Here is an 18,975-nt window from a genome sequence, read left to right as displayed (position 1 = left end):
CGGCACCCGTGCGGTGGTCGGCGACCGCACGAACTCGCCGTGCTCACCGAGTGTGTTCACCGGGGGGGCCGGGGCCGCTGCCGGGCGGGTGTGCGCTCGGCTCGGTGAAGTTCGCAGATCGTGGGCACACAAGTGCGCGGTCCGGACTGGCCGGTCTCATCAAGACGGCCATGGCCCTGCACACCGGCGTCAGACCGCCAACGGCACAGCTGACCCGGCCCGACCCGTGCGCTGGGAGGAGGGGAGCACCCGTTCGCCTTCCACACGGTGGGCGCGTCATGGGCGGCGGCGCCCGCCGAACGGACCGCCGGAGTCAGCGCGTTCGGCTTCGGCGGACAACTTCATGTGGTGCTGCGCGGGTCATGAGGCGGGACCGCCGCCCGGCACGGGCTCGACGCCTGGCCGGCCGAGCTGTTCGTCTTCACGGCACCGACCGGGCGGGACCCGGCCGGCCGTCGGCCGGCTGCTGGAGCTGGCCGGGGAGAACGACCGGCAGGGGGCCCGCCCTGGCGGCTGCGCGACGCTGGCGCTGAGCGCCGCCGGCGCGGCGACGCGCCGGGAAGCCGGCCTGGGCGGCCGTCGTGGCCCGTGACCTGGACGAGCTGCCCGGCTGCTGGAACGGGCCCTGGCCGGGGAGCACGATCCCCGGTCGGGGGTCTTCGGCGCGGGCCCGGACGGCCCGGAGTCCGGTGAACCGACGGCGGCGAAGTGGCGTTCCTCTTCCCGCGGTCAGGGGAGCCAGCGCCCGGACATGCTCGCCGAACTGTTCATCGCCTTCCCGGAGGTCCAGCGGTATCTGAGGAGCGGCCACGAGTGGCGCGGACATCCATCTTCCCGCCGACCGCCTTCGACCCCCGCCGTCGCGGACGGGCAGCGCGCCCGGTAATCACGACACCAGGACCGCCCATGCCCGCGGCTGGGCATCATGGGGCTGACCGTGTCCGAGCTGCTGGGCCGGGCCGGCGTCCGCCCCGGCATGGCGGCCGGCACAGCTACGGCGAACTGGTCGTCGCTGTGCGCGGCCGGGGCGTTCGGGCCGGAGACCCTGCTGGAGCTCAGCGCGGGCACGCGCGGAGGCGATCCTGGCCGCCGCGGGCGAGGAACCGGGGGACCATGGCCGCCGTGGCGGCCTGGGCACTGAGGGACGTCGCCGAGGAGCTGTCGGCGCCGGGGCTGCGGCCGCCGGGTGGTGGTCGCGAAACCACAACGCGCCGCGGCAGACGGTGATTTCCGGCCCCGCCGAGGCGGTCGCGGCGGCGGTGCGCGCCGGCTGCGCGAGCGGGGGGCTGGGCGCCAAGCCGGTTCCCGGTGGCTGTGCGCCTTCCACAGCCCCCTGGTGGCACCGCCGGCAAGCGGTTCGCCGAGGCCCTCGCCGGCCGGCGCGTGGCAGCGCCGGAGATCCCGGTCTGGGCGAACCGGACAGCCGCCGTCTACCCCGGACAACCGGACGGAGTACGGGAGGAGTTGGCGGCCCAGATCGGTTCCCCCGTGCGCTTCGTCCAGCAGATCGAGCGGATGTACGAGGCGGGCGCCCGGGTCTTCGTCGAGGCCGGTCCGGGCTCGGTGCTGACCGGCCTGGTGGGCCGGATCCTCGGCGACCGTCCGCCACGACCGCGGTGGCGTGCGAGGGGCCCCGACGGCCCCGGACTGCGCGGCTTCCTGGGCATGCTCGCCCGGCTCGCCGTCGCCGGCGTCCCCGTCCGTACCGGATGGCTGCACCAGGGCGCGACACCGTCGAGGCCGTCCCCGGGGCCTGCCCCGCACCACCCGGCTGGATCGTCAACGGACAGCTGACGCGCGCCCGTGACGGCGGCCCGCTGCCAGGCTCGCTCGCACCGGCCCGACGCATTCGCATGGAGGACATGGAGGAGATGACCGTGACCCAGGCAGGCCAGGACGGCGGAACGGCGGCGGACGCCGACCGGATGGTGCGGGAATACCTGCGCACCAGCCGGGAGTTGGTGGCCGCGCAGCGCGATGTGCTGCTGACCGTACCTCGGCGGCGCGGCGGGGGTTCCGGCGGTGGCGCCGGTGCCGGTCGCGCGCTCCCGCAGGCCGTGGTGGAGCCGCCCGCCGCGACTGTGGAGCCTCCGGCGCCCCGGCCGTCGGCGGACGTGCTGGCGACCATCCTCGACATCATCGCCGAACGCAACCGGCTATCCCCTCGACATGATCGAACCGGATCTCGACTGGAGGCCGATCTGAGCATCGACTCCATCAAGAGGATCGAGATCGTCGGAGAGTCTGGCCGCCCGGCTCGGACTTCGGCGGCAGCGGTACGGAGCTGCCCCGGCTCGACGACGCGGAGCTGGAGGTGCTGTCCAAGGCCCGTACCGCGTCCGGCATCGCCGATGCTGTCCTGAAGGAGCGGCTTGCCGCACGCGGGCACTGCCCCCGCTGCGGCGGTGGACGCCGTCCCCGCCGTCGCCGGCGAGGCGCCCGCCAGGATGGTCCTGCGCAGGGCCGGACTCCCGGCCCCCGCCGGGGAGTTCGCGGTCCTGGAGGGCAGGCGGTTCGCCCTGCTGGGCGGGGCGGGTCCGGTGCCCGAGGCGCTGGCCGCCCGGCTGGGCACCCACGGCGCACAGGCGGTCGTCCTGCCGCCGCACCACCAACTCGCCGACGAGGACGGACCGTTGGACGGCGTGTTCCATCTGGAGGCGCTGGCGCGGGACGGCGGCGGGCCGCTCCTGCCGGACTCCTTCCCGGTGTTCCGGGCCGCGCTGCGGCGCGGGCCACGCTGGCTGATCGCGGCCGCGCCCGCCGCCGGCGCGGACGTCCCCGCCGCGACCGTCGGGCGGGCGGACGGGCTGCGGGGCCTGTTCCGGACCGTCGCGCGGGAGTACCCGGACGTCCTCGTCCGGCTCGTCGAAGCGGCCCCGGAGATGACGGCCGACGAGGTGGCGGCGGCGCTCGTGGGCGAGTTGACGGCCGAGGAGCCGGTCCCGGTGGTGCTGCGGTCGCCGGACGGCGGCCGGTCCGGCCTCGAACCGGTGGCGGCCGGCGCCCTCGGCGCCCTGGGCGGCCGCGGCGCGGGCCCGGCCGGGGACGGCGCGGCCGAGGCGGCCGCCGCCGGCCTGGACCGGGACGCCGTGGTGCTGCTGATCGGCGGGGCCCGGGGCATCACCGCACGGTTCGCCGCGACGCTCGCGGCGGCCTCCCGCTGCCGGATCGAGCTGGCCGGGCGGACCGCGCTGCCGGACGCCCCCGAGGACGAGGGACACCCGGCGGGCACCGGACCGGGCGGCGCTGCGCGCCGTGCTGGCCGCGCGGGGAGAACGCTCCCCGGCCGGCATCGAACGGGAGGTCTCGCAGATCCTGGCCCGGCGGGAGATCCGCCGCACCCTCGGCACGCTGCGGGACCTGGGCAGCCCGGTGCGCTACCACGCGGTGGACGTCCGGGACCCCGACGCGGTGCGACGCCTGGTGGCGGACGTCCATGCCGAGCACGGCCGGCTGGACGGCGTGGTGTACGCGGCCGGGGTGATCGAGGACCGGGTCCTGGCGGAGAAGGAACCCGACTCCTTCCGCCGGGTGTTCGGCACCAAGGTCGACGGTGCGCGCACCCTGCTCGCAGCGCTGGACGGACTGCCGCGGGTCCCCCGGTTCGCCGTGTTCTTCGGGCAGCGTCGCGGCCGTCTTCGGCAACCGCGGCCAGGCGGACTACGCGGCGGCCAACGACGCCCTGGAGTCCCTGGGCGGCCGGTGGGCGGCCCGGTCCGCTGCCGGACGCTGACGGTGCACTGGGGGCCGTGGGCGCCGGGCCGGGGAGCACACCGGCATGGTGACCCCGGAGCTCGCCCGGGAATACGCGCGGCGCGGGGTGAAGCTGATCGACCCCGAGGAGGGCGCGCTGTGCCTGCTGCGCGAGCTCGCCTGGGGCGAGGAGTCGGCCGACGCCGTGGTCTACACCGCATCGGGCTGGTGAGGATGAGCACGGTTGATGAGATGAGCTCCGCACGGCCCCCGGTCGCCATCGTCGGCATGGCGGTCCTCCTCCCCGGCGCGCCGGACCTCGGGACGTACTGGCGGAACCTGACGGACGGGGGGTCGACGCCATCACCGAGGTCCCGCCCGGGCGTTGGGACCCCTCCTTCTACGACCCGGCGGCCGCCCGCGACCGCGCGGACCGGGTGTACTGCCGGCGCGGCGGATTCGTCGACGACCTGGCCGAGGTGGAGGTGACCCGGTTCGGGATCATGCCCAGCTCGGTGCCGGGCACCGAACCGGAGCAGCTCATCGCGCTGCACGTGGCCGCCGGGGCGATCGCGGACGCGGGCGGCGCGGCCCGGCTGCCGGACCGGGACCGGGTCGGGGTGATCCTGGGCCGGGGCGGCTATCTGTCCCCCGGGATGGCCCGGGGCACCCAGTCCGTCCGGACGTCCGCCCAACTGGTGCGGACTCTCTCGGAGTTGCTGCCCGAGCTGGACGCCGGACTGCTGGACGCGGGTCCGGCGGGCGTACGCGGAGCAGCTGGGCCCGGACGAGCCGGAGCAGGCCATCGGGCTCGTCCCCAACCTGACCGCATCCCGGGTGGCCAACCGGCTCGACCTGTGCGGACCGGCCTACACGGTGGACGCCGCCTGCGCGTCCTCGCTGGTCGCGGTCGACCAGGCGGTCGGCGAACTGGCCACGGGCCGCTGCGACATGGTGCTGGCCGGCGGGGGTCCACCACTGCCACGACATCACGCTGTGGTCCCTGTTCTCCCGGCTGCGCGCGATGTCGCCGAGCCAGCGGATCCGCCCGTTCCACCGGGACGCGGACGGGCTGCTGATCGGCGAGGGCACCGGTGTGGTGGCTCTCAAGCGGCTCTCCGACGCGCTGCGCGACGGGGACCGGGTCTACGCCGTGATCCGCGGCACCGGGGTGGCCAGTGACGGCCGCAGCGGCAGTCTGGTCAACCCCGACCCGTCGGGCCAGGGTGAAGGCGGTGCGCGCCGCCTGGCGCGAGGCGGGACTCGACCCCGCCGCACCGGGATCCGTCGGGCTGCTGGAGGCGCACGGGACCGCCACCCCCTCGGGCGACGCCGCCGAACTCGCCACCCTGGCCGAGGTGTTCGGGCCGCCCGGAGATCATCCCGGCGGTCCTCCCGGCGGCGCGGACCGGCCGGTGATCGGGTCGGTGAAGTCGATGATCGGCCACACCATGCCGGCCGCGGGCGTGGCCGGTCTGGTCAAGGCCGCGCTCGCCGTGCACCACGGCGTGCTGCCGCCGACCCTGCACTGCGAGGAACCGCACCCGGCCCTGGACCGCACCCGCTTCCGGACGATCGCCGCGGCGCGGGACTGGGCGACCGGCGACGGACGGACCCGGCGGGCGGGCGTCAACGCGTTCGGCTTCGGCGGCATCAACGCCCATGTGGTGCTGGAAGCGGCGCCCGCCCCGCCCGGTCGCCCGGTCCGGCCGGCGGTGACCGTCCGGGAGCCGGAGCAGGTGCTGCGGCTGGCCGCCGACAGCCCGGAGCGGCTCGCCGCGCGCCTGGACGCCGAGGACGCCGCCGTGCGCCGGGCGGGGCTCGCCGCCCCGGGCACCGGACGCGTCCGGCTGGGCATCGTGGACCCCACCGCCAAGCGCCTGGCCCTGGCCCGGAAGGCGGTGGCCGCGGGCCGTCCCTGGCGGGGGCGCGGTGACGTCTGGTTCGCCCCGAGTCGCTGCTCGGCGGGCCCGGCGGCGGGCGCCTGGCCTTCGTCTTCCCCGGGCTGGAGGCCGAGTTCAGCCCCCGGGCCGACGACGTCGCCGCGCACTTCGGCCTGTCCGCGCTGCTGACCGGCGGGTACGCCGGGCCCGGTGCGGATGTGGCGGACGTCGGCCGGCACGGCGCCGGGGTGATCGCCGTGGGACGGGTGCTGGACGCCGCGCTGCGCCGCATGGGCATCGTGCCGGACGCCGTCGCGGGCCACAGCATCGGCGAGTGGACCGCCATGGCCACCTCCGGACTGTATGCCGGGAGCGCGGTGGACGAGTTCACCCGGGCCTTCGACCCGGACCGGGTGCGGGTGGCCGGCGGGCTGGCCTTCGCCGCGCTGGGCGCCCCCGCCGAGCGGGTCACCGCCGCCCTCGCGGACCACCCCGGGGTGGTGCTGTCGCACGACAACGCGCCGGACCAGTCGATGGTCTGCGGGCCGCCCGGCCAAGTGGAGGAACTCGTACGGCAGTTCCGGGCGGGCGGCGTCATCGGCCAGGTCCTGCCGTTCCAATCGGGCTTCCACACCCCGATGCTGGCGCCCCACCTCGGCCAGATCCGGCACTACGCCGGCCTGTTCGAGCTGCGCCGGCCGACGGTGCCCGTCTGGTCGGCGACCACCGCCGCGACGTACCCGGACACCGAGGAGGAGGTGCGCGAGCTCTTCGTCCGCCACCTGCTGGAGCCCGTCCGCTTCCGGCCCCTGATCGAGGCCATGTACGCGGCCGGTTTCCGGGCGTTCGTCCAGGCCGGCACGGGCCGGGTGGGCTCGCTGATCGAGAACACCCTGCGGGGCCGTCCGCACCTGGTGGTGGCCGCCAACTCCCCGCACCGGCAAGGGATGGCGCAGCTCCTCCGGGTCGCCACGGCCCTGTGGGCGGACGGCGGGGAGGCGGACACCGGGGTCCTGACGGCCGCCGACGGCGGAGGCTCCGCCCGCCGGATGCCGCCGTCGCGACTGGACCTGGGCGGGGGACTGGTGTCCCTGGACCGGGAGACCGTGGCCGAGGTGCGCTCGGCCCTGGCCGTCGGACGCGGCACGGGCCACGATGTGCCGCCGCCCGGCGACTCCCCGCTGGCGGTCGAACTGCGGGCGCTGCTGGAGGACACCGCCGACACCGCCGTGGCGGTGTCCCGCGCCGCCGCGGCCCGCACGGTCCGCACGGTGCTGCGGGTGTCCACGGACACCATGCCGTACCTGCGCGACCACTGCTTCTTCGGACAACGCCCCGGCTGGCCGGACGAGGCCGACCGGTGGCCGGTGGTCCCGGCCACGACGGTGGTGCACCACATGACGGAGCAGGCCGAACGGGCCCGGCCCGGGGCGACGGCGGTGGCGCTGCACGATGTGCGGTTCGACCGCTGGGTCGCCGCCGCGCCCGCCGTCGAGGTGCCCGTGACCGTCGAGGCGCGGGGCACCGGCCGGTCCGCCGTGACGTTCGGCGCGTACGCGCACGGCGAGGTGGAGCTCGCGGACCGGTATCCCGGCGACGCGCCCCGGCCCTGGCGGTGGCGGCCGGAGGAGGAACGGCCCCCCGGAGATCACGGCCGGGCAACTGTACCGGGACGGCTGGATGTTCCACGGCCCCGCCTTCCAGGGCGTCACCGAGCTGACAGCGACGGGCGACGCGCATGTGCGCGGCGTGCTCACGACGCCGTCGGCGCCCGGCGCGCTGCTGGACAACGTGGGACAGCTGCTCGGCTACTGGATCCTGGCCACGCTGACCGAACGGACCCTGGTGTTCCCCGTCCGCGTACGGCACATCCGCTTCTTCGGCCCGCACCCGCGGCCCGGCACCCGGGTCGAGTGCCTCATCAGGATCGTCTCGGTCACCGACGCCACGGTGGAGGCGGACGTGCAGCTGCTCGTGGACGGGGGCGTCTGGGCGGAGATCGGCGGCTGGCAGGACCACCGGTTCGACAGCAGTACGGAGACCAAGGCGCAGGAGCGGTTCCCCGAACGGCACACCCTCTCCGATGCCCAACAAGGCGGCTGGGTGCTCCTCTTCGACCGGTGCCACGACCTCGCCTCCCGCGACCTCGTGATGCGGCGCCATCTCGGCACCGCCGAGCGCGAGGACCACGGGAGGAAGCCGCCTGCGGGCCGTCGCCAGTGGCTGCTCGGCCGCATCGCGGCCAAGGACGCGGTCCGGCGGTGGCTGTGGGAGCACGGCGAGGGGCCGGTCTTCCCCGCCGAGATCCGGGTGGACAACGACGCGGCCGGCCGGCCGCGGGTGACCGGGGTGCACGGCCGGGCCCTCCCCGGGCTCGACGTCTCGCTGGCGCACCGGGCCGAGGCCGCCGTCGCCCTGGTCCGGCCGCGCGGCACGGACGGGCGCCCGGCGGCGGTCGGCATCGACATCGAGGAGGTCGCCGAGCGGCCCGCCACGACCCTCGCCGCCGCTCTCGACCCCGCAGAGCGCGAGCTCCTCGCCGCGCTGTGCGCCCGCACCGGAGAACCGGAATCCCTGTGGTTCACCCGGTTCTGGGCGGCGAAGGAGGCGGTGGCCAAGGCCGAGGGCACCGGACTGCGAGGACGCCCGCGGGACTTCGCGGTGACCGAGGCCCGGCCGGACCACCTGACGGTGGTCGCCGCCGGCCGCCGCCACCCGGTGCGGTGCCGCGGCGTCGCCAACCCGGAGGGGCTTCCCGAGCGGGAGTACGTGGTCGCCTGGACCACGGGTCCGGCCGCCGGGGGAGACCACCCGGAAGACGAACGACAGGAGAGTCAGCAGTGAACAGCAGTCAGGCGGCGCCGGACACCCGGGCCCGCGAGGCCGTGTCCGAGGAGGCCGTGTTCGAGGAGGTCGGCGGCATGCTCCGCGCCGTCCTCGACGAGTACGGCGGCGTGGACGACGCCGGGATCACCATGGAGACCCGGTTCCACGACGACCTGGACCTGGAGAGCATCGACCTGGTCACCCTCGGCGGCCACCTCCAGGCGCGGTACGGGGAGCGGGTCAACTTCGCCGAGTACCTGGCCGCACTCGGGCTGGAGGAGATCATCGGCCTGACGATCGGACAGCTCGTCGAGCACATCGCCGACTGCCTGCGGGACCCCGGGGAGCGGTGACCCATGGCCATGATCGACGCCAACGGCCTCGCGGTGCACGTGGAGCGGATGCCCGCCCGGACGACGGCCGGCACGGCCCCGCCGCCCACGGTGGTGCTCATCCACGGCATGCTCATCGACAGTCTCGTCAGCTACTACTTCACCCTGGCGCCCCGGTTCGCCGCCGCCGGGCTCGACGTGGTCATGTACGACCTGCGGGGGCAGGGTCACAGCCAACGCCCGCCCGACGGCTACCGGTTGGAGGACTACCTCGACGACCTCGAAGCCCTGCTCGACCGGCTGGACCCGCCCGGTCCCGTCCACCTGGTGGGCAACTCCTACGGCGGCACCATCGCGTTCGGCCTCGCGGCCCGGCACCCGGGCCGGGTGGCCAGCGTCTCGCTGATCGAGTCGGAGCCGCCGACCGGCGCCTGGTCCCGCAAGATGGCCGCCAACCTGGCGCGGGGGGCGGAGGAACTCGCCCGCGACGGGCTCTTCGAGGAACTGACCGGGAAACACGGCAAGCACGTGACCAAACGGATCCGGTCCGCCGCCCGGCTGCTGCACACCACCACCATGGCCCGGGACGTCCCCGCCAGCCGGGTGCTCGACGAGGACGGCATCCGCGCGGTGGGCTGCCCGGTGCTGGCCCTCTACGGTGCCGAGTCGGAACTCGCCGTCCAGGAGGGCTGGTTGAGGTCCCTGCTGCCCCACTGCCGCACCGTCGTGGTGCCGGACCAGGAGCACTGGGTCCTGGTCGGCGCGACGGAGCTGACCGGCGACCTGATCCTCGACTGGATCCGTACGCACACCCCCGCCCCGGCGGCCGGGGACGTGATCCGGTGAGCCGCATCCTGTTCGTGGTGCCGCCCCTGGTCGGGCACATCAACCCCACGGTCGGGGTCGCCGCCGAACTGTCCCGGCGCGGGCACCAGGTGGCCTGGGCCGGACTGCCCGAACTGGTGGCGCCGCTGGTGGGCGCCGGCGCGACCGTGTTCCGCTGCTCCTCCCCGGACCTGGCCGACCCCGCCCTGCTGCGCCCGCCGTCGCTCCGTGGCCCGGCGGCGCTGAAGTTCCTCTGGGAGCGTTTCCTCGGGCCGCTCGCGGAGCACATGGCGCCCGGGGTGCGGGCGGCCGTCCGGCAGTTCCGCCCGGACGTCCTGGTGGCCGACCAACAGGCCGTCGCCGGCGGCCTCACGGCCGAGCGGCTGGGTCTGGTGTGGGCCACCTCGGCGACCACCTCGGCGGGCCTCGCCCCGCTGTCCGGCCTGCCGAACGTCGACTCCTGGATCGCCGGGCGGATCGAGGAACTGCGGCACCGGATCGGCAATCCGAGGGGCACCGCGGACCCGCGGCTGTCCGGCCGGCTGGTGCTGGCCTTCAGCACCGAGGCGCTGGCCGGTCCGGCCGACGCCCCGGCCGGACCGGTGCGCTACGTCGGCCCGTCGCTCGCCTCCCGGCCGGCCGCGGACGACTTCCCCTGGCACCGGCTGGACCCCCGGACACCCACCGTGCTGATCACCCTCGGCACGGCCAACGCCGAGGCCGCGTCCCGCTTCCTCGCCGCCTGCGCCGAGGCGGTGCGCGGACGCCGGGACCGGGCGCAGGCGGTGATCGTCGATCCCGCGGGCACGGTGCCGGAGTTCGCCGACCGGGTGCTGGTCCGGCGGCACGTCCCCCAACTGGCGCTGCTGGAACGCTGCGACGCGGTGATCTGCCACGGCGGGCACAACACCGTGTGCGAGGCGCTGTGGCACGGCCTCCCCCTGGTCGTCGCGCCCATCCGGGACGACCAGCCCGTGATCGCCGCCCAGGTGACGGACGCCGGGGCGGGCGTACGGATCCGCTTCAACCGGGCGACCGCCGACGCGCTGGGCACGGCGCTCGACACCGTCCTCCGCGAGCCCTCCTACCGGGAGGCGGCCGGGCGGGTGCGCGAGTCCTTCCGTGCCGCGGGAGGCGCGGCGGCCGCGGCCACGCACCTCGAAGCCCTGCTGGTCGCCCGCCCCCGCACGTGAGCGGCCGATCTCCGGAGAACGAGGTGCACCCATGCCCTGACCTGACATGAGCCCGACAGTCCCCACCCCACACCACACCCCGAGGACCGCCATGCGCAACCTCCGCAGGAGAGCACTGATACCGGTGCTGCTCACCTCCTTCTCACTCGCCCTCGCCGGCTGCTCGTCATCCGGCGGCGGAACCACCGCCGCCTCGGACGAGGTGGCCAACGCCGGTGAAAACAGCGCCCCCAAGGTCGACTTCAGCCTCCGGACGCCCTCCCCGGGGGATGCCTCGCCCGGCGCGGTCGCCGTCCCGGCCGGGGGCGGCATCAAGGCGCAGAAGCCGCCGGTGAAGGTCGACTCGATCGACGAGAAGAGCGGCCGTGCCGTCATCTCCCAGGGCATCGCCCCGAACCCGCCCGGTCCGTCCGGCAAGCCTGGTCCGTCCGGCAAGCCCGGTCCGTCGGCGACGCCCAAGGCCGACAAGCCCGTCGCCGTGGGCGACATCATCGCCAGCAAGCCCGTGCCCGGTGCCCCCAAGGGCGTCCTGGCCAAGGTCACGAAGGTGGAGAAGAAGACCTCGAAGGGCACCGAGGTCCGTACCGCCCCGGCCGATCTCTCCACCGTGCTGGGCGACTCCAAGGTCAAGAGCAAGCTGCCCGTCGACCCGTCCGGCTTCAAGGCCGAACCGCTCGTCCCGGGGGTCAAGTTCTCCTGGGCCAAGCGCGGCGACGTCCACGCCGGGCCCGAGGGGCTCAAACTCCCCTTCGGCAGCCTGCGCGTCGATGTCGACACCAAGCTCGACACGGAGAAGGACGCGAAGAAGGAAGGGGTGGAAAGCCCCGTCAAGGCGGCGTTCAAGGGCTTCGTCCAGCTCGCGCCGCAGGTCGACTTCAACTATTACGGCCGCGGTTCCGGCGACGGCCCGTCCGGGGCCGGGCTGCGGCTGACCGGCGACTGGTCCTCGGGCTTCCGCTTCAAGGGGCGGACGTCGCCCACGACCAACGGCAAGCCGGTGCGGGTGCCGTTCGTCGTCCTGCACGCCAACCCGACCTTCTACATCGGTGAGCTTCCGGTGACCGTCAACATCGACCTCACCTGCTACCTCCTCATCGATGCCGACGGCAGGGTGAGCCTCGACGTCCAACAGGACCCGGTCAAGGGCGACTTCACCCTCGGCTCCGCCTTCAGCCTGAAGGAGGGATGGCAGCCGGAGGCCAAGGCGAACGTCACCCCCGCGACGCTGAAGGCGAGCACGTCCGCCGCGGCGAACGTGAAGGTCCGGTTCGGCACCGAGGCCAACCTCGGTCTGTACGGCAGCGTGGGCGTGAAGGGCGATGTGGCCGCGCCCTACGTGCGCACCGAGGTCAAGGGCAAGGTCAGCGGGTCGACCGAGGGCAAGGCCGCGGCCGACGTCGACTGGCGGCTGTTCGCGGGAGTCGACCTGGAGGGATGGGTCATGCCGTATCTGAAGATCGGCGGCGTGCAGGCGCTCGCCGTGCGCATCCCGATGCCGAAGGTGCAGCGCGAGGTGCAACTCGCCCACGGCAAGGGAGCGATACGCGTTCCCCAGCCGCGTACCCCGCAGGACGACACGGGGACGGGCGACAAGGACCGGAAGGGCTGACGGCGACGAGGCCGTGCCTCCCCGTCCGACCACGGGGAGGCACGGTGTTCGTCAGGCGCCGCGGCTCGCGAAGGGGCCGTCGGCGGCGAAGGCCAGCCGCGCGAAGCGCTCGCCGATGCGCAGGTGCGCGGCGGCGTCAGGGTGGAGCTCGTCGGGCAGCGGCAGTTCGGCGAAGTCGGCCTCGCCGTAGAGGGCACGGCCGTCCAGGTAGTGCAGGTTCGGGTCCTCGGCCGCGCGCTGCGCGACGATGCGCGACAGCTCGTCCCGTATGACGTTGAGCGTCAGCTTGCCGCTCGCGGTCTCCGAAGGGTCGCCCTTGGCGATGAAGCGGAGCTTCCCCGCCTTCATGGCCTCGAAGTCCGGGGCGGAGGGGCCGGGGGTGTCCTCGTGGACGGGGCAGTGGATGGGCGAGACGACCAGCAGCGGGGCGGTGGGGTGACCCTCGCGGACGGTGTCGAGGAAGCCGTGCACCGCCGGGCCGAAGGCACGCCGCCGCATCAGATCGGTGTTGACCAGATTGATGCCGATCTTGACGCTGATCAGGTCGGCGGGGGTGTCCCGCAGGGTGCGGGCGGTGAACGGGTCGAGCAGGGCGCCGCCGCCCAGGCCCAGGTTGATCAGCTCCACGCCGCCGAGCGAGGCGGCGTGTGCGGGCCACGTGGCGCTGGGGCTCGCGGCGTCGGTGCCGTGGCTGATGGAACTGCCGTGGTGCAGCCACACCTTGCGGCCCCGGTCCGGCGCGGGCTCGACGGGGGCGTCGGTGCGCAGCGCGAGGAGCTCGGTGGTCTCGTTGTACGGCAGCCAGATCTCGACGTCCTTCACGCCCGCGGGCAGACCGCCGAAGCGGACGGTGCCGGCCGGCCCGGGCCGGTGCTCGGCGGTCCCGGTGGCCAGGTCGATGGTCAGGGTGTTGCCGCCGGTCACGCTCGCCCGCCCGGCCGGACGGCCGTCGACGAGCAGGTCGTACACCCCGTCCGGGCGGGGCGGGGCGCCCACGAAGACCCGCTTGGTGGCCAGGACGTCCAGTTCGACGGCGGTGGCCCCGGTGCGGAGCGCCAGCCGTACGCCGGAGGGCTGGGACTCCATCATGGCCAGCTGCCCGTCGGCGCACTGGGCGCGGGCCCGGGCGGGCAGCCGGTGCGGCAGCACGCCGTGCGCGGTCCGCTCCAGTTCGAGGGCGCCGCGCACTATCTCCGCGGTGATGGGGGTGGTGATCCAGTCGTGCTCGGTGCTCATCGCCTCAGCCTGTTGATCGAGTTGATCGAGTGATCGAAGTGTCCGGACGGTTCAGGTCGCGGGCCAGTTCCGCAGCAGGGCGTCGAGGGCGTCGATGGCGCGGGACCAGGACTCCTGGGAGTCGGGGGCGCTGTGGCTGAAGCCCCCGCCCGCCTCCAGATCGACGTAGCCGTGGAAGACGCTGCCCAGCAGCCGGACCGCATGGGTCCGGTCCGGCTCCTCCAGGTCGTAGCCGCGCAGGATCGCCCGCATCATCCGGGCGTGCCGCCCCCCGGCGCTCGCGGCGGCCGTCTCCGGGTCGAGCCGGAACCGGGTCGCCGTGTAACGGCCGGGGTGCTCCCGGGCGTAGTCGCGGTAGACGTTCGCGAAGGCGGCCAGGGCGTCCTTGCCGGCCCGTCCGGCGAGCGCCGCGGCACCCCGGTCGGCGAGTTCCTCCAGGGCCAGCAGGGCGATGCGGGTCCGGAGGTCCTGGGTGTTCCTGATGTGCGAGTACAGGCTCGCCACCTTGACGTCGAAGCGCCGGGCGAGCGCGGAGGCGGTCACCTGGTCGAAGCCGACCTCGTCGGCGAGCTCGGCCCCTGCCTCGACGAGGCGTTGTGCGGTCAGTCCGACGCGTGCCACGGGTCCTCCCCTCGGTTGCCTGAACCGATTATGGAGTTACCTAAAGGCTTTAGGCAAGTGGGAAAAGGGCTACGCCCAGTGTCCCGGCCGGGTCAGCCCCTCCGGCAGACGCGTCCGGGCGTCTCCCTTGGCCGAGTTGACCTGGGGCTGGGTGAGGAAGACGGCACCCGTCAGGTCCGCCCCGGACAGGTTCGCGTCGCGCAGGTCCGCGCCGATCAGGTCGGCCGACCGCAGATCCGCGTCGCGCAGGTCAGCCGCGATGAGATACGCGCCGCGCAGATTGGCGCCGTGGAGGTCCGCGCCCCGCAGCTTGGCGCCCATCAGGTTCGCGCCCCGGCGCTCCTTCTTCTTCCCGCCCTTGCCGCCCCGCACCAGCTCACTGGCGCGCAGCAGAACGACGTTGACGTCCTGGCGCAGCGCCATGACGTCCAGCTCCAGGATCGCCTCCGGCGCGGACTCCGTCAGGCGCTCCGTGCGGCCGAGCAGCCGGCGCGCGTCCCGGTGGACGGGGGCGGCCTGCGGCAGGGCGAGCACCTCGGTCAGGTACCAGAGCAGCTCGTGCAGCTGCCGCACCACGGGGAACACCTCGAACATCTGCCGCGCCGTGGCCGGGTCCTCGCGCCAGCTGCGACCGCCGAAGGTGACCTGGGAGACCTTCTGGCCGGCGCCGAAGCAGTCGTAGACGGTGCAGCCGGAGAAACCCTTCTCGCGGAGCGTGGTGTGCGTGCCGCAGCGGAAGTCGTCCCGGAGGTTGCGGCAGGGCTTCCCCGCGTCCTTGTCGATCGCGAAGTCGGCCGACTTCGCGAAGGGCAGGGCCACACAGCACAGCGCGAAGCAGTTTCCGCAGTCGGCGCGCAGGGCGCGGTTGTCGGGGGCGGGGGCTTCGCGTATGTCGGACACGGGGCGCGCGCTTCCTCACGGTGGGGCAGGTGGTGAACGCTCCATGCTATCCGGCGCTATCCGGTGGCCGGCCGCAGGAAGCGCCGCAGCCGCTGCAGCGGCCAGGCGTTGACGACGTCGTCCTTCGTGAGCCAGCCGCGCTGGGCGGTCCCCACGCCGAAACGCATGTAGGGCAGGTGCGTCACGGAGTGCGCATCGGTGTTCACGGCGAACTTCACCCCGTGCCGTCGGGCCCGCAGGATCTCCTCGTCGCCCAGGTCGAGACGGTCGGGATGCCCGTTGATCTCCAGGGCCGTCCCGGTCCGCGCGCAGGCCGCGAACACCGCGTCGAAGTCGGCGTCGATCGCGGGCCGCTTGCCGATCAGCCGGGTCGTAGGGTGCCCGATGACCGCGACGTACGGGTTCTCGCAGGCGCGGACGAACCGGCGGGTGAGCTCCTCGCGGGACTGGTTGAAGTGCGAGTGCACGGAGGCGACGCACAGGTCGAAGCCGGCCAGGAAGTCGTCGGGCCAGTCCACGCCGCCGTCCGGCCCGATGTTGAGCTCGGTGCCGTGCAGCAGCCGCATCCGGCCGTGTCTTCCCCTCCAGGGCGCGCAGCCGCTCGCGCTGGGCCAGCGCCTTCTCGCGGGTCATGCGCTGCATGGCGAGGTCGGGGGCGTGGTCGGTGGACGGCGTAGTAGGCGTAGCCGCGTTCCGCGGCCGCGGCGACCATGTCCTCCAGCGGCGCCAGCCCGTCGGTGAGGTCGGTGTGGGTGTGCAGGTCGCCGCGGATGTCGTCCTCGGTGACCAGGTCCGGGAGCCCGTCCCCGAGCCCCGCCGCGATCTCGCCGCGGTCCTCGCGGAGCGTCGGGGGGATCCACGGCAGCCCGAGCCGGGCGTAGATGTCCTCCTCCGTCCGGGAGGCGACCTTGCGGCCGCTCTTCACGCGGAAGAGCCCGTACTCGGAGAGCTTGAGCCCGTGGCGCACCGCGATCTCGCGTGACACGGATGTTGTGCGCCTTGGAGCCGGTGAAGTACAGCAGCCCCGCGCCCCAGGCGTCCGGCGGCAGCACCCGCAGGTCGACCTGGAGCCCGTCGACGGTGCGGACCGACGTTTTTCTTCGAGCCGCGGGCGATGACCTCGGCGGTGTACGGGAGGGTGCTGATCGCATTCCATGAACGGCTCCGCGCGGGCGGCGGCCACGAGGATGTCGATGTCCCCGATGGTCTCCCGCATGCGGCGCAGCGAGACCCGGCGAAGGAACAGCGCTCGCAGCCGTCGATCCGCGAGAGGTCGGCGACGATCCGCTCGGCGGCGTCCGTGGCGGCGGACAGCAGGATCCGGCCGCCGGCCTTCTTCATCAGTTCGATGCCGTGGAGGATGTTCTGCTCGGTCTTCTCGCCGAATCCCTTGAGGCCGCGCAGCCGTTCCTCGTGGATGGCGTCGAGGAGTCCGTCGACGGAGGAGACGCGCAGCTCCTCGTAGAGCACGAGGGCCTTGTGCGGGCCCAGGGTCGGGATGGCGAGCAGCTCGCGGACGCCCGCCGGGACGGGACGTCCGGGTCTCCTCGAAGGCGGCGACCCGGCCGGTGCCCAGGTACTCGACGACCCTTCTCGGCGATCGACCTGCCGACGTTGGGGATCTCGCGCAGGCCCTGCAGGTCGAGCTTCGAGACGTCGGAGGGGGTGGCCGCCGATGGCGCGGGCGGCCTTCTCGTAGGCGCGTGCCTTGAAGGGCGTCGCCGCCGGAGATGGCGACGAGATCGGCGTACTCCTGGAGCACCGCCGCGACCTCTTCGTTGGGCCGGGCCATGGCTTCAGCGTGCCACCGGAGCGGTCAAGGGGCGAGGCAGGGGGAGATGTCGGACCCCGGTGCGAGACTGCGGAACGTGAGATGGGCAGTGGCGGAGACGGGGGACGGGACGGTGCGGCTGTGCCGGTCGGGCCCGGCGGCCGATCCGGTGCGGGCCGGTGGTGGCCGAGCGGAGCCTGGCCGAGGCGGTCCGGGCGCGGCCGGAGGCCGACCGGTGGGTGTGGCGTGCGACGGCGCGGGGTTACGGGCGGCTGCTGGACGCGGGCGTCGCGTCGAGCGGTGCTACGACGTGGAGGCCGCCGAGACGCTGATCCTCGGCCATGAGGAGGGCCAGCGCGGCCGGACCCGCGTTCGCTCGCCGCCGCGTGGGCGCGGCTCAAGGGCTGCCCGTGCCGGAGGACCCGCCCGCTGCGCGCGGCCGGCGGCCAGCCGTCGCTGTTCGAGCCGGGCCCGGTGCCGCTGCCGCCCGGGACGGATCCGCTGACGGCCCTGGTCGAGGTCCACGCGGACCAGCAGGCCCGGATGAAGGACACGGCCCACCCCGGCCGCATGCGGCTGCTGACGACCGCCGAGTCGCGGGCACCCTGGTCGCGGCCGAGATGGGCCGGGCCGGGCTGCCCTGGCGGGCCGACGTGCACCGGGAGCTGCTCACGGCCCTGTTGGGGAGCGCTATCCGGGCGGCCAGGAGACCCGGCGGCTGGCGGAGCTGGCCGACCGAGGTCTCGCGGGCCTTCGGCGGACGGCGTGCGGGTACGGCCCGATCTGCCGGCCGACATCGTCCGGGCCTTCGCCCGGGAGGGCATCGCCCTGTCCTCGACGCGCGCCTGGGAGCTGAGCGGGCTCGACCACCCCGCGGTGGGGCCGCTCCTGGAGTACAAAGAAGCTCTACCGGCTGCACACCGCGCACGGCTGGTCCTGGCTCCCAGACCTGGGTGCGCGACGGCCGCTTCCGCCCGGAGTACCTGCCGGGCGGCACGGTCACCGGCCGGTGGACCACCAACGGCGGCGGGGCGCTGCAGATCCCCAAGGTGGGTCGGCGGGCGGTCGTCGCCGATCCGGGCTGGGCGGCTGGTGGTCGCCGATGACGGTCCGACCAGATTTCGAGCCGAGGGTGGGGTTGGGTGGCAGCCTGTGTCTCCCGCGTACCGGCGGTGTCCTGATGGGAGGTACGCGGGATAGGGCTATGACTCTCTAACCGCGTACCTGGCGCGTCGGGCTGGTTCGGGGGCGATCCGGGGGCGTGCCAGTGTTGGCCGTTCCTGGGCGCGATCTAGCGGTCAGTGACGCTCGGGCGACGGCCGTCAAGCCCTGGCCGAACTGCGCCGCCGTCTGACCTTGATGAACCCGGCGGTCGCGGTACTGTCGACGGACCCCGGACCCCTGCGCGGAAGTGGTGAGGAGGTCGCCTGGGGCTCCCGGTACCCGTTGGCTCCGTGGCTGCCCACCTGACGCACGCGTCTGGCCTTTCGCCACCGCGTCCTGCATACCCCTCGTGATCAGATAGGCTGTGGGGCCCCTGCCGCCAAAGACTGGTCGAGGTGAGCGACCGTGGGGAGTTGTCCGAGGCTGGCAGGGTGCGCTGGCTGAGCCCGCGGGCGCGGGCGCGTGGGTCACCGAGGAGTGGCGGTTTCAGTGCACAAACTCCACGTAGCGCAACTGTTTCGTAGTGAGCAGGGCAGCGCGGTCTTGCGTGTACTTGTGGTGCGTGTTGATCGTGGGGCTTGCGCTTGGTCCGGTTGAAGCATCGGTACCTCGCGCTGGCTCCGGGCCGAGTTCTGGTCTTTCTTCAGCACTGGCTACAGACTGCAGTCCGTGTGCACTGCCCGAGGAGGAGGTGCCGAGGTAGGTCGTGGGACTGACCGTGATGCGGCACTGTGCGGGCTGTGTGGTGCGGCGCGGCGACGGTTCTGCTCAGGCGAGGGCGAAGGCTAACGCGTTCGGCGTTACGTCCGTGACGCCGGTTGTTCCGTTCACGGACGGCGCGTGTGGGTAAGTTGCTGATTTACGCAGGATGCGAAATGAGACCCCTGTCAGGCGGCCGCGGGCTGGCGTCCGGGTCGGTTAG

16 protein-coding genes and 7 pseudogenes are annotated in these 18,975 nt (G+C 74.1%); 18 read left to right on the top strand and 5 right to left on the bottom strand.

Annotated features, from left to right (window positions below; translation table 11 throughout):
* Positions 1-8 precede the first annotated feature (8 nt).
* The 5 genes and pseudogenes from ABD794_RS01480 to ABD794_RS01460 form a co-directional block, all read left to right on the top strand.
* Positions 9-155 (top strand): annotated as a pseudogene (locus ABD794_RS01480) (hypothetical protein); the annotation flags it as partial.
* Positions 156-343: 188 nt separating this feature from the next.
* A complete protein-coding gene (locus ABD794_RS01475) occupies positions 344-592 on the top strand; it encodes a hypothetical protein (protein ID WP_344960471.1) in 249 nt (82 codons plus the stop codon).
* Positions 593-751: 159 nt separating this feature from the next.
* Positions 752-886: a hypothetical protein gene (locus ABD794_RS01470; RefSeq protein WP_344960467.1), complete on the top strand. Its 135-nt coding sequence runs from the start codon at positions 752-754 to the stop codon at positions 884-886.
* Between the two features lie 39 nt (positions 887-925).
* On the top strand, positions 926-1,141 hold the full coding sequence (locus ABD794_RS01465) for a hypothetical protein (protein WP_344960466.1): 216 nt from the start codon (positions 926-928) through the stop codon (positions 1,139-1,141).
* Positions 1,142-1,314: 173 nt separating this feature from the next.
* Positions 1,315-1,794: a hypothetical protein gene (locus ABD794_RS01460; protein ID WP_344960465.1), complete on the top strand. Its 480-nt coding sequence runs from the start codon at positions 1,315-1,317 to the stop codon at positions 1,792-1,794.
* A 362-nt stretch (positions 1,795-2,156) separates the two neighbouring features.
* On the opposite strand, the gene ABD794_RS01455 is transcribed toward ABD794_RS01460, so the two are convergent.
* Positions 2,157-3,293, bottom strand: coding sequence for a hypothetical protein (locus tag ABD794_RS01455; RefSeq protein WP_344960464.1), 1,137 nt, complete (start codon positions 3,291-3,293; stop codon positions 2,157-2,159).
* On the opposite strand from ABD794_RS01455, the pseudogene ABD794_RS01450 reads away from it, so the two are divergent.
* The 12 genes and pseudogenes from ABD794_RS01450 to ABD794_RS01395 form a co-directional block, all read left to right on the top strand.
* A pseudogene (locus tag ABD794_RS01450) lies at positions 3,256-3,525 on the top strand (SDR family NAD(P)-dependent oxidoreductase); the annotation flags it as partial. The gene ABD794_RS01455 and the pseudogene ABD794_RS01450 sit on opposite strands and share 38 nt — an antisense overlap.
* Positions 3,526-3,778: 253 nt before the next feature.
* Positions 3,779-3,925 carry a hypothetical protein gene (locus ABD794_RS01445; RefSeq protein WP_344960470.1) on the top strand — a complete coding sequence of 49 codons (147 nt, stop codon included), beginning with the start codon at positions 3,779-3,781 and terminating at the stop codon, positions 3,923-3,925.
* Positions 3,926-3,927: 2 nt separating this feature from the next.
* Positions 3,928-4,182 carry a beta-ketoacyl synthase N-terminal-like domain-containing protein gene (locus ABD794_RS01440; RefSeq protein WP_344960469.1) on the top strand — a complete coding sequence of 85 codons (255 nt, stop codon included), beginning with the start codon at positions 3,928-3,930 and terminating at the stop codon, positions 4,180-4,182.
* A pseudogene (locus ABD794_RS01435) lies at positions 4,131-4,283 on the top strand (hypothetical protein); the annotation flags it as partial. The gene ABD794_RS01440 and the pseudogene ABD794_RS01435, both read left to right, overlap by 52 nt.
* A 247-nt stretch (positions 4,284-4,530) precedes the next feature.
* Positions 4,531-4,614, top strand: a pseudogene (locus tag ABD794_RS01430) (beta-ketoacyl synthase N-terminal-like domain-containing protein); the annotation flags it as partial.
* Between the two features lie 314 nt (positions 4,615-4,928).
* On the top strand, positions 4,929-5,765 hold the full coding sequence (locus ABD794_RS01425) for a ketoacyl-synthetase C-terminal extension domain-containing protein (RefSeq protein WP_344960463.1): 837 nt from the start codon (positions 4,929-4,931) through the stop codon (positions 5,763-5,765).
* 101 nt (positions 5,766-5,866) lie between these two features.
* Positions 5,867-6,370: pseudogene (locus tag ABD794_RS01420) on the top strand (acyltransferase domain-containing protein); the annotation flags it as partial.
* Between the two features lie 886 nt (positions 6,371-7,256).
* Entirely contained in the window at positions 7,257-8,420 is a 1,164-nt protein-coding gene (locus tag ABD794_RS01415; RefSeq protein ID WP_344960462.1) for a 4'-phosphopantetheinyl transferase superfamily protein, read from the top strand.
* Between the two features lie 77 nt (positions 8,421-8,497).
* The gene (locus tag ABD794_RS01410; RefSeq protein WP_344960468.1) at positions 8,498-8,755 is read left to right on the top strand and encodes an acyl carrier protein; all 258 of its coding nucleotides are present in this window, start codon (positions 8,498-8,500) and stop codon (positions 8,753-8,755) included.
* Positions 8,756-8,758: 3 nt separating this feature from the next.
* Positions 8,759-9,580, top strand: a complete 822-nt coding sequence (locus ABD794_RS01405; protein WP_344960461.1) for an alpha/beta fold hydrolase — start codon at positions 8,759-8,761, stop codon at positions 9,578-9,580.
* On the top strand, positions 9,577-10,752 hold the full coding sequence (locus ABD794_RS01400; RefSeq protein WP_344960460.1) for a glycosyltransferase: 1,176 nt from the start codon (positions 9,577-9,579) through the stop codon (positions 10,750-10,752). The genes ABD794_RS01405 and ABD794_RS01400 overlap by 4 nt, the downstream gene beginning before the upstream one ends.
* A gap of 91 nt (positions 10,753-10,843) precedes the next feature.
* On the top strand, positions 10,844-12,361 hold the full coding sequence (locus ABD794_RS01395) for a hypothetical protein (RefSeq protein WP_344960459.1): 1,518 nt from the start codon (positions 10,844-10,846) through the stop codon (positions 12,359-12,361).
* Between the two features lie 51 nt (positions 12,362-12,412).
* Here the strand turns inward: ABD794_RS01395 and ABD794_RS01390 are convergent, their stop codons facing one another.
* The 4 genes and pseudogenes from ABD794_RS01390 to polX all read right to left on the bottom strand — a co-directional run bounded on the left by ABD794_RS01390 (position 12,413) and on the right by polX (position 16,910).
* Positions 12,413-13,597: a GDSL-type esterase/lipase family protein gene (locus ABD794_RS01390; RefSeq protein WP_344960458.1), complete on the bottom strand. Its 1,185-nt coding sequence runs from the start codon at positions 13,595-13,597 to the stop codon at positions 12,413-12,415.
* A gap of 51 nt (positions 13,598-13,648) precedes the next feature.
* Positions 13,649-14,218, bottom strand: coding sequence for a TetR/AcrR family transcriptional regulator (locus ABD794_RS01385; RefSeq protein ID WP_344960457.1), 570 nt, complete (start codon positions 14,216-14,218; stop codon positions 13,649-13,651).
* Between the two features lie 69 nt (positions 14,219-14,287).
* Entirely contained in the window at positions 14,288-15,118 is an 831-nt protein-coding gene (locus tag ABD794_RS01380) for a pentapeptide repeat-containing protein (RefSeq protein ID WP_344960456.1), read from the bottom strand.
* A 56-nt stretch (positions 15,119-15,174) separates the two neighbouring features.
* Positions 15,175-16,910 (bottom strand): annotated as a pseudogene (polX, locus tag ABD794_RS01375) (DNA polymerase/3'-5' exonuclease PolX).
* Between the two features lie 46 nt (positions 16,911-16,956).
* Between polX and ABD794_RS01370 the strand changes: the two are divergent.
* Positions 16,957-17,993 (top strand): annotated as a pseudogene (locus ABD794_RS01370) (bifunctional 3'-5' exonuclease/DNA polymerase); the annotation flags it as partial.
* Positions 17,994-18,975: the final 982 nt, after the last annotated feature.

The sequence above is a fragment of the Streptomyces thioluteus genome, from assembly GCF_039535865.1.
The sequence above is the reverse complement of the archived record's forward strand: the minus strand, read 5'-3'. Positions and strand labels throughout refer to the sequence as shown.

Excerpts from the sequence above, each read along its gene's own strand:
- ABD794_RS01475 (WP_344960471.1), top strand. The coding sequence starts at position 344 with ATGTGGTGCTGCGCGGGTCATGAGGCGGGACCGCCGCCCGGCACGGGC.
- ABD794_RS01470 (WP_344960467.1), top strand. The coding sequence starts at position 752 with ATGCTCGCCGAACTGTTCATCGCCTTCCCGGAGGTCCAGCGGTATCTG.
- ABD794_RS01465 (WP_344960466.1), top strand. The coding sequence starts at position 926 with ATGGGGCTGACCGTGTCCGAGCTGCTGGGCCGGGCCGGCGTCCGCCCC.
- ABD794_RS01455 (WP_344960464.1), bottom strand. The coding sequence starts at position 3,293 with ATGCCGGCCGGGGAGCGTTCTCCCCGCGCGGCCAGCACGGCGCGCAGC.
- ABD794_RS01445 (WP_344960470.1), top strand. The coding sequence starts at position 3,779 with ATGGTGACCCCGGAGCTCGCCCGGGAATACGCGCGGCGCGGGGTGAAG.
- ABD794_RS01440 (WP_344960469.1), top strand. The coding sequence starts at position 3,928 with ATGAGCACGGTTGATGAGATGAGCTCCGCACGGCCCCCGGTCGCCATC.
- ABD794_RS01415 (WP_344960462.1), top strand. The coding sequence starts at position 7,257 with ATGTTCCACGGCCCCGCCTTCCAGGGCGTCACCGAGCTGACAGCGACG.
- ABD794_RS01410 (WP_344960468.1), top strand. The coding sequence starts at position 8,498 with ATGCTCCGCGCCGTCCTCGACGAGTACGGCGGCGTGGACGACGCCGGG.
- ABD794_RS01405 (WP_344960461.1), top strand. The coding sequence starts at position 8,759 with ATGGCCATGATCGACGCCAACGGCCTCGCGGTGCACGTGGAGCGGATG.
- ABD794_RS01395 (WP_344960459.1), top strand. The coding sequence starts at position 10,844 with ATGCGCAACCTCCGCAGGAGAGCACTGATACCGGTGCTGCTCACCTCC.
- ABD794_RS01390 (WP_344960458.1), bottom strand. The coding sequence starts at position 13,597 with ATGAGCACCGAGCACGACTGGATCACCACCCCCATCACCGCGGAGATA.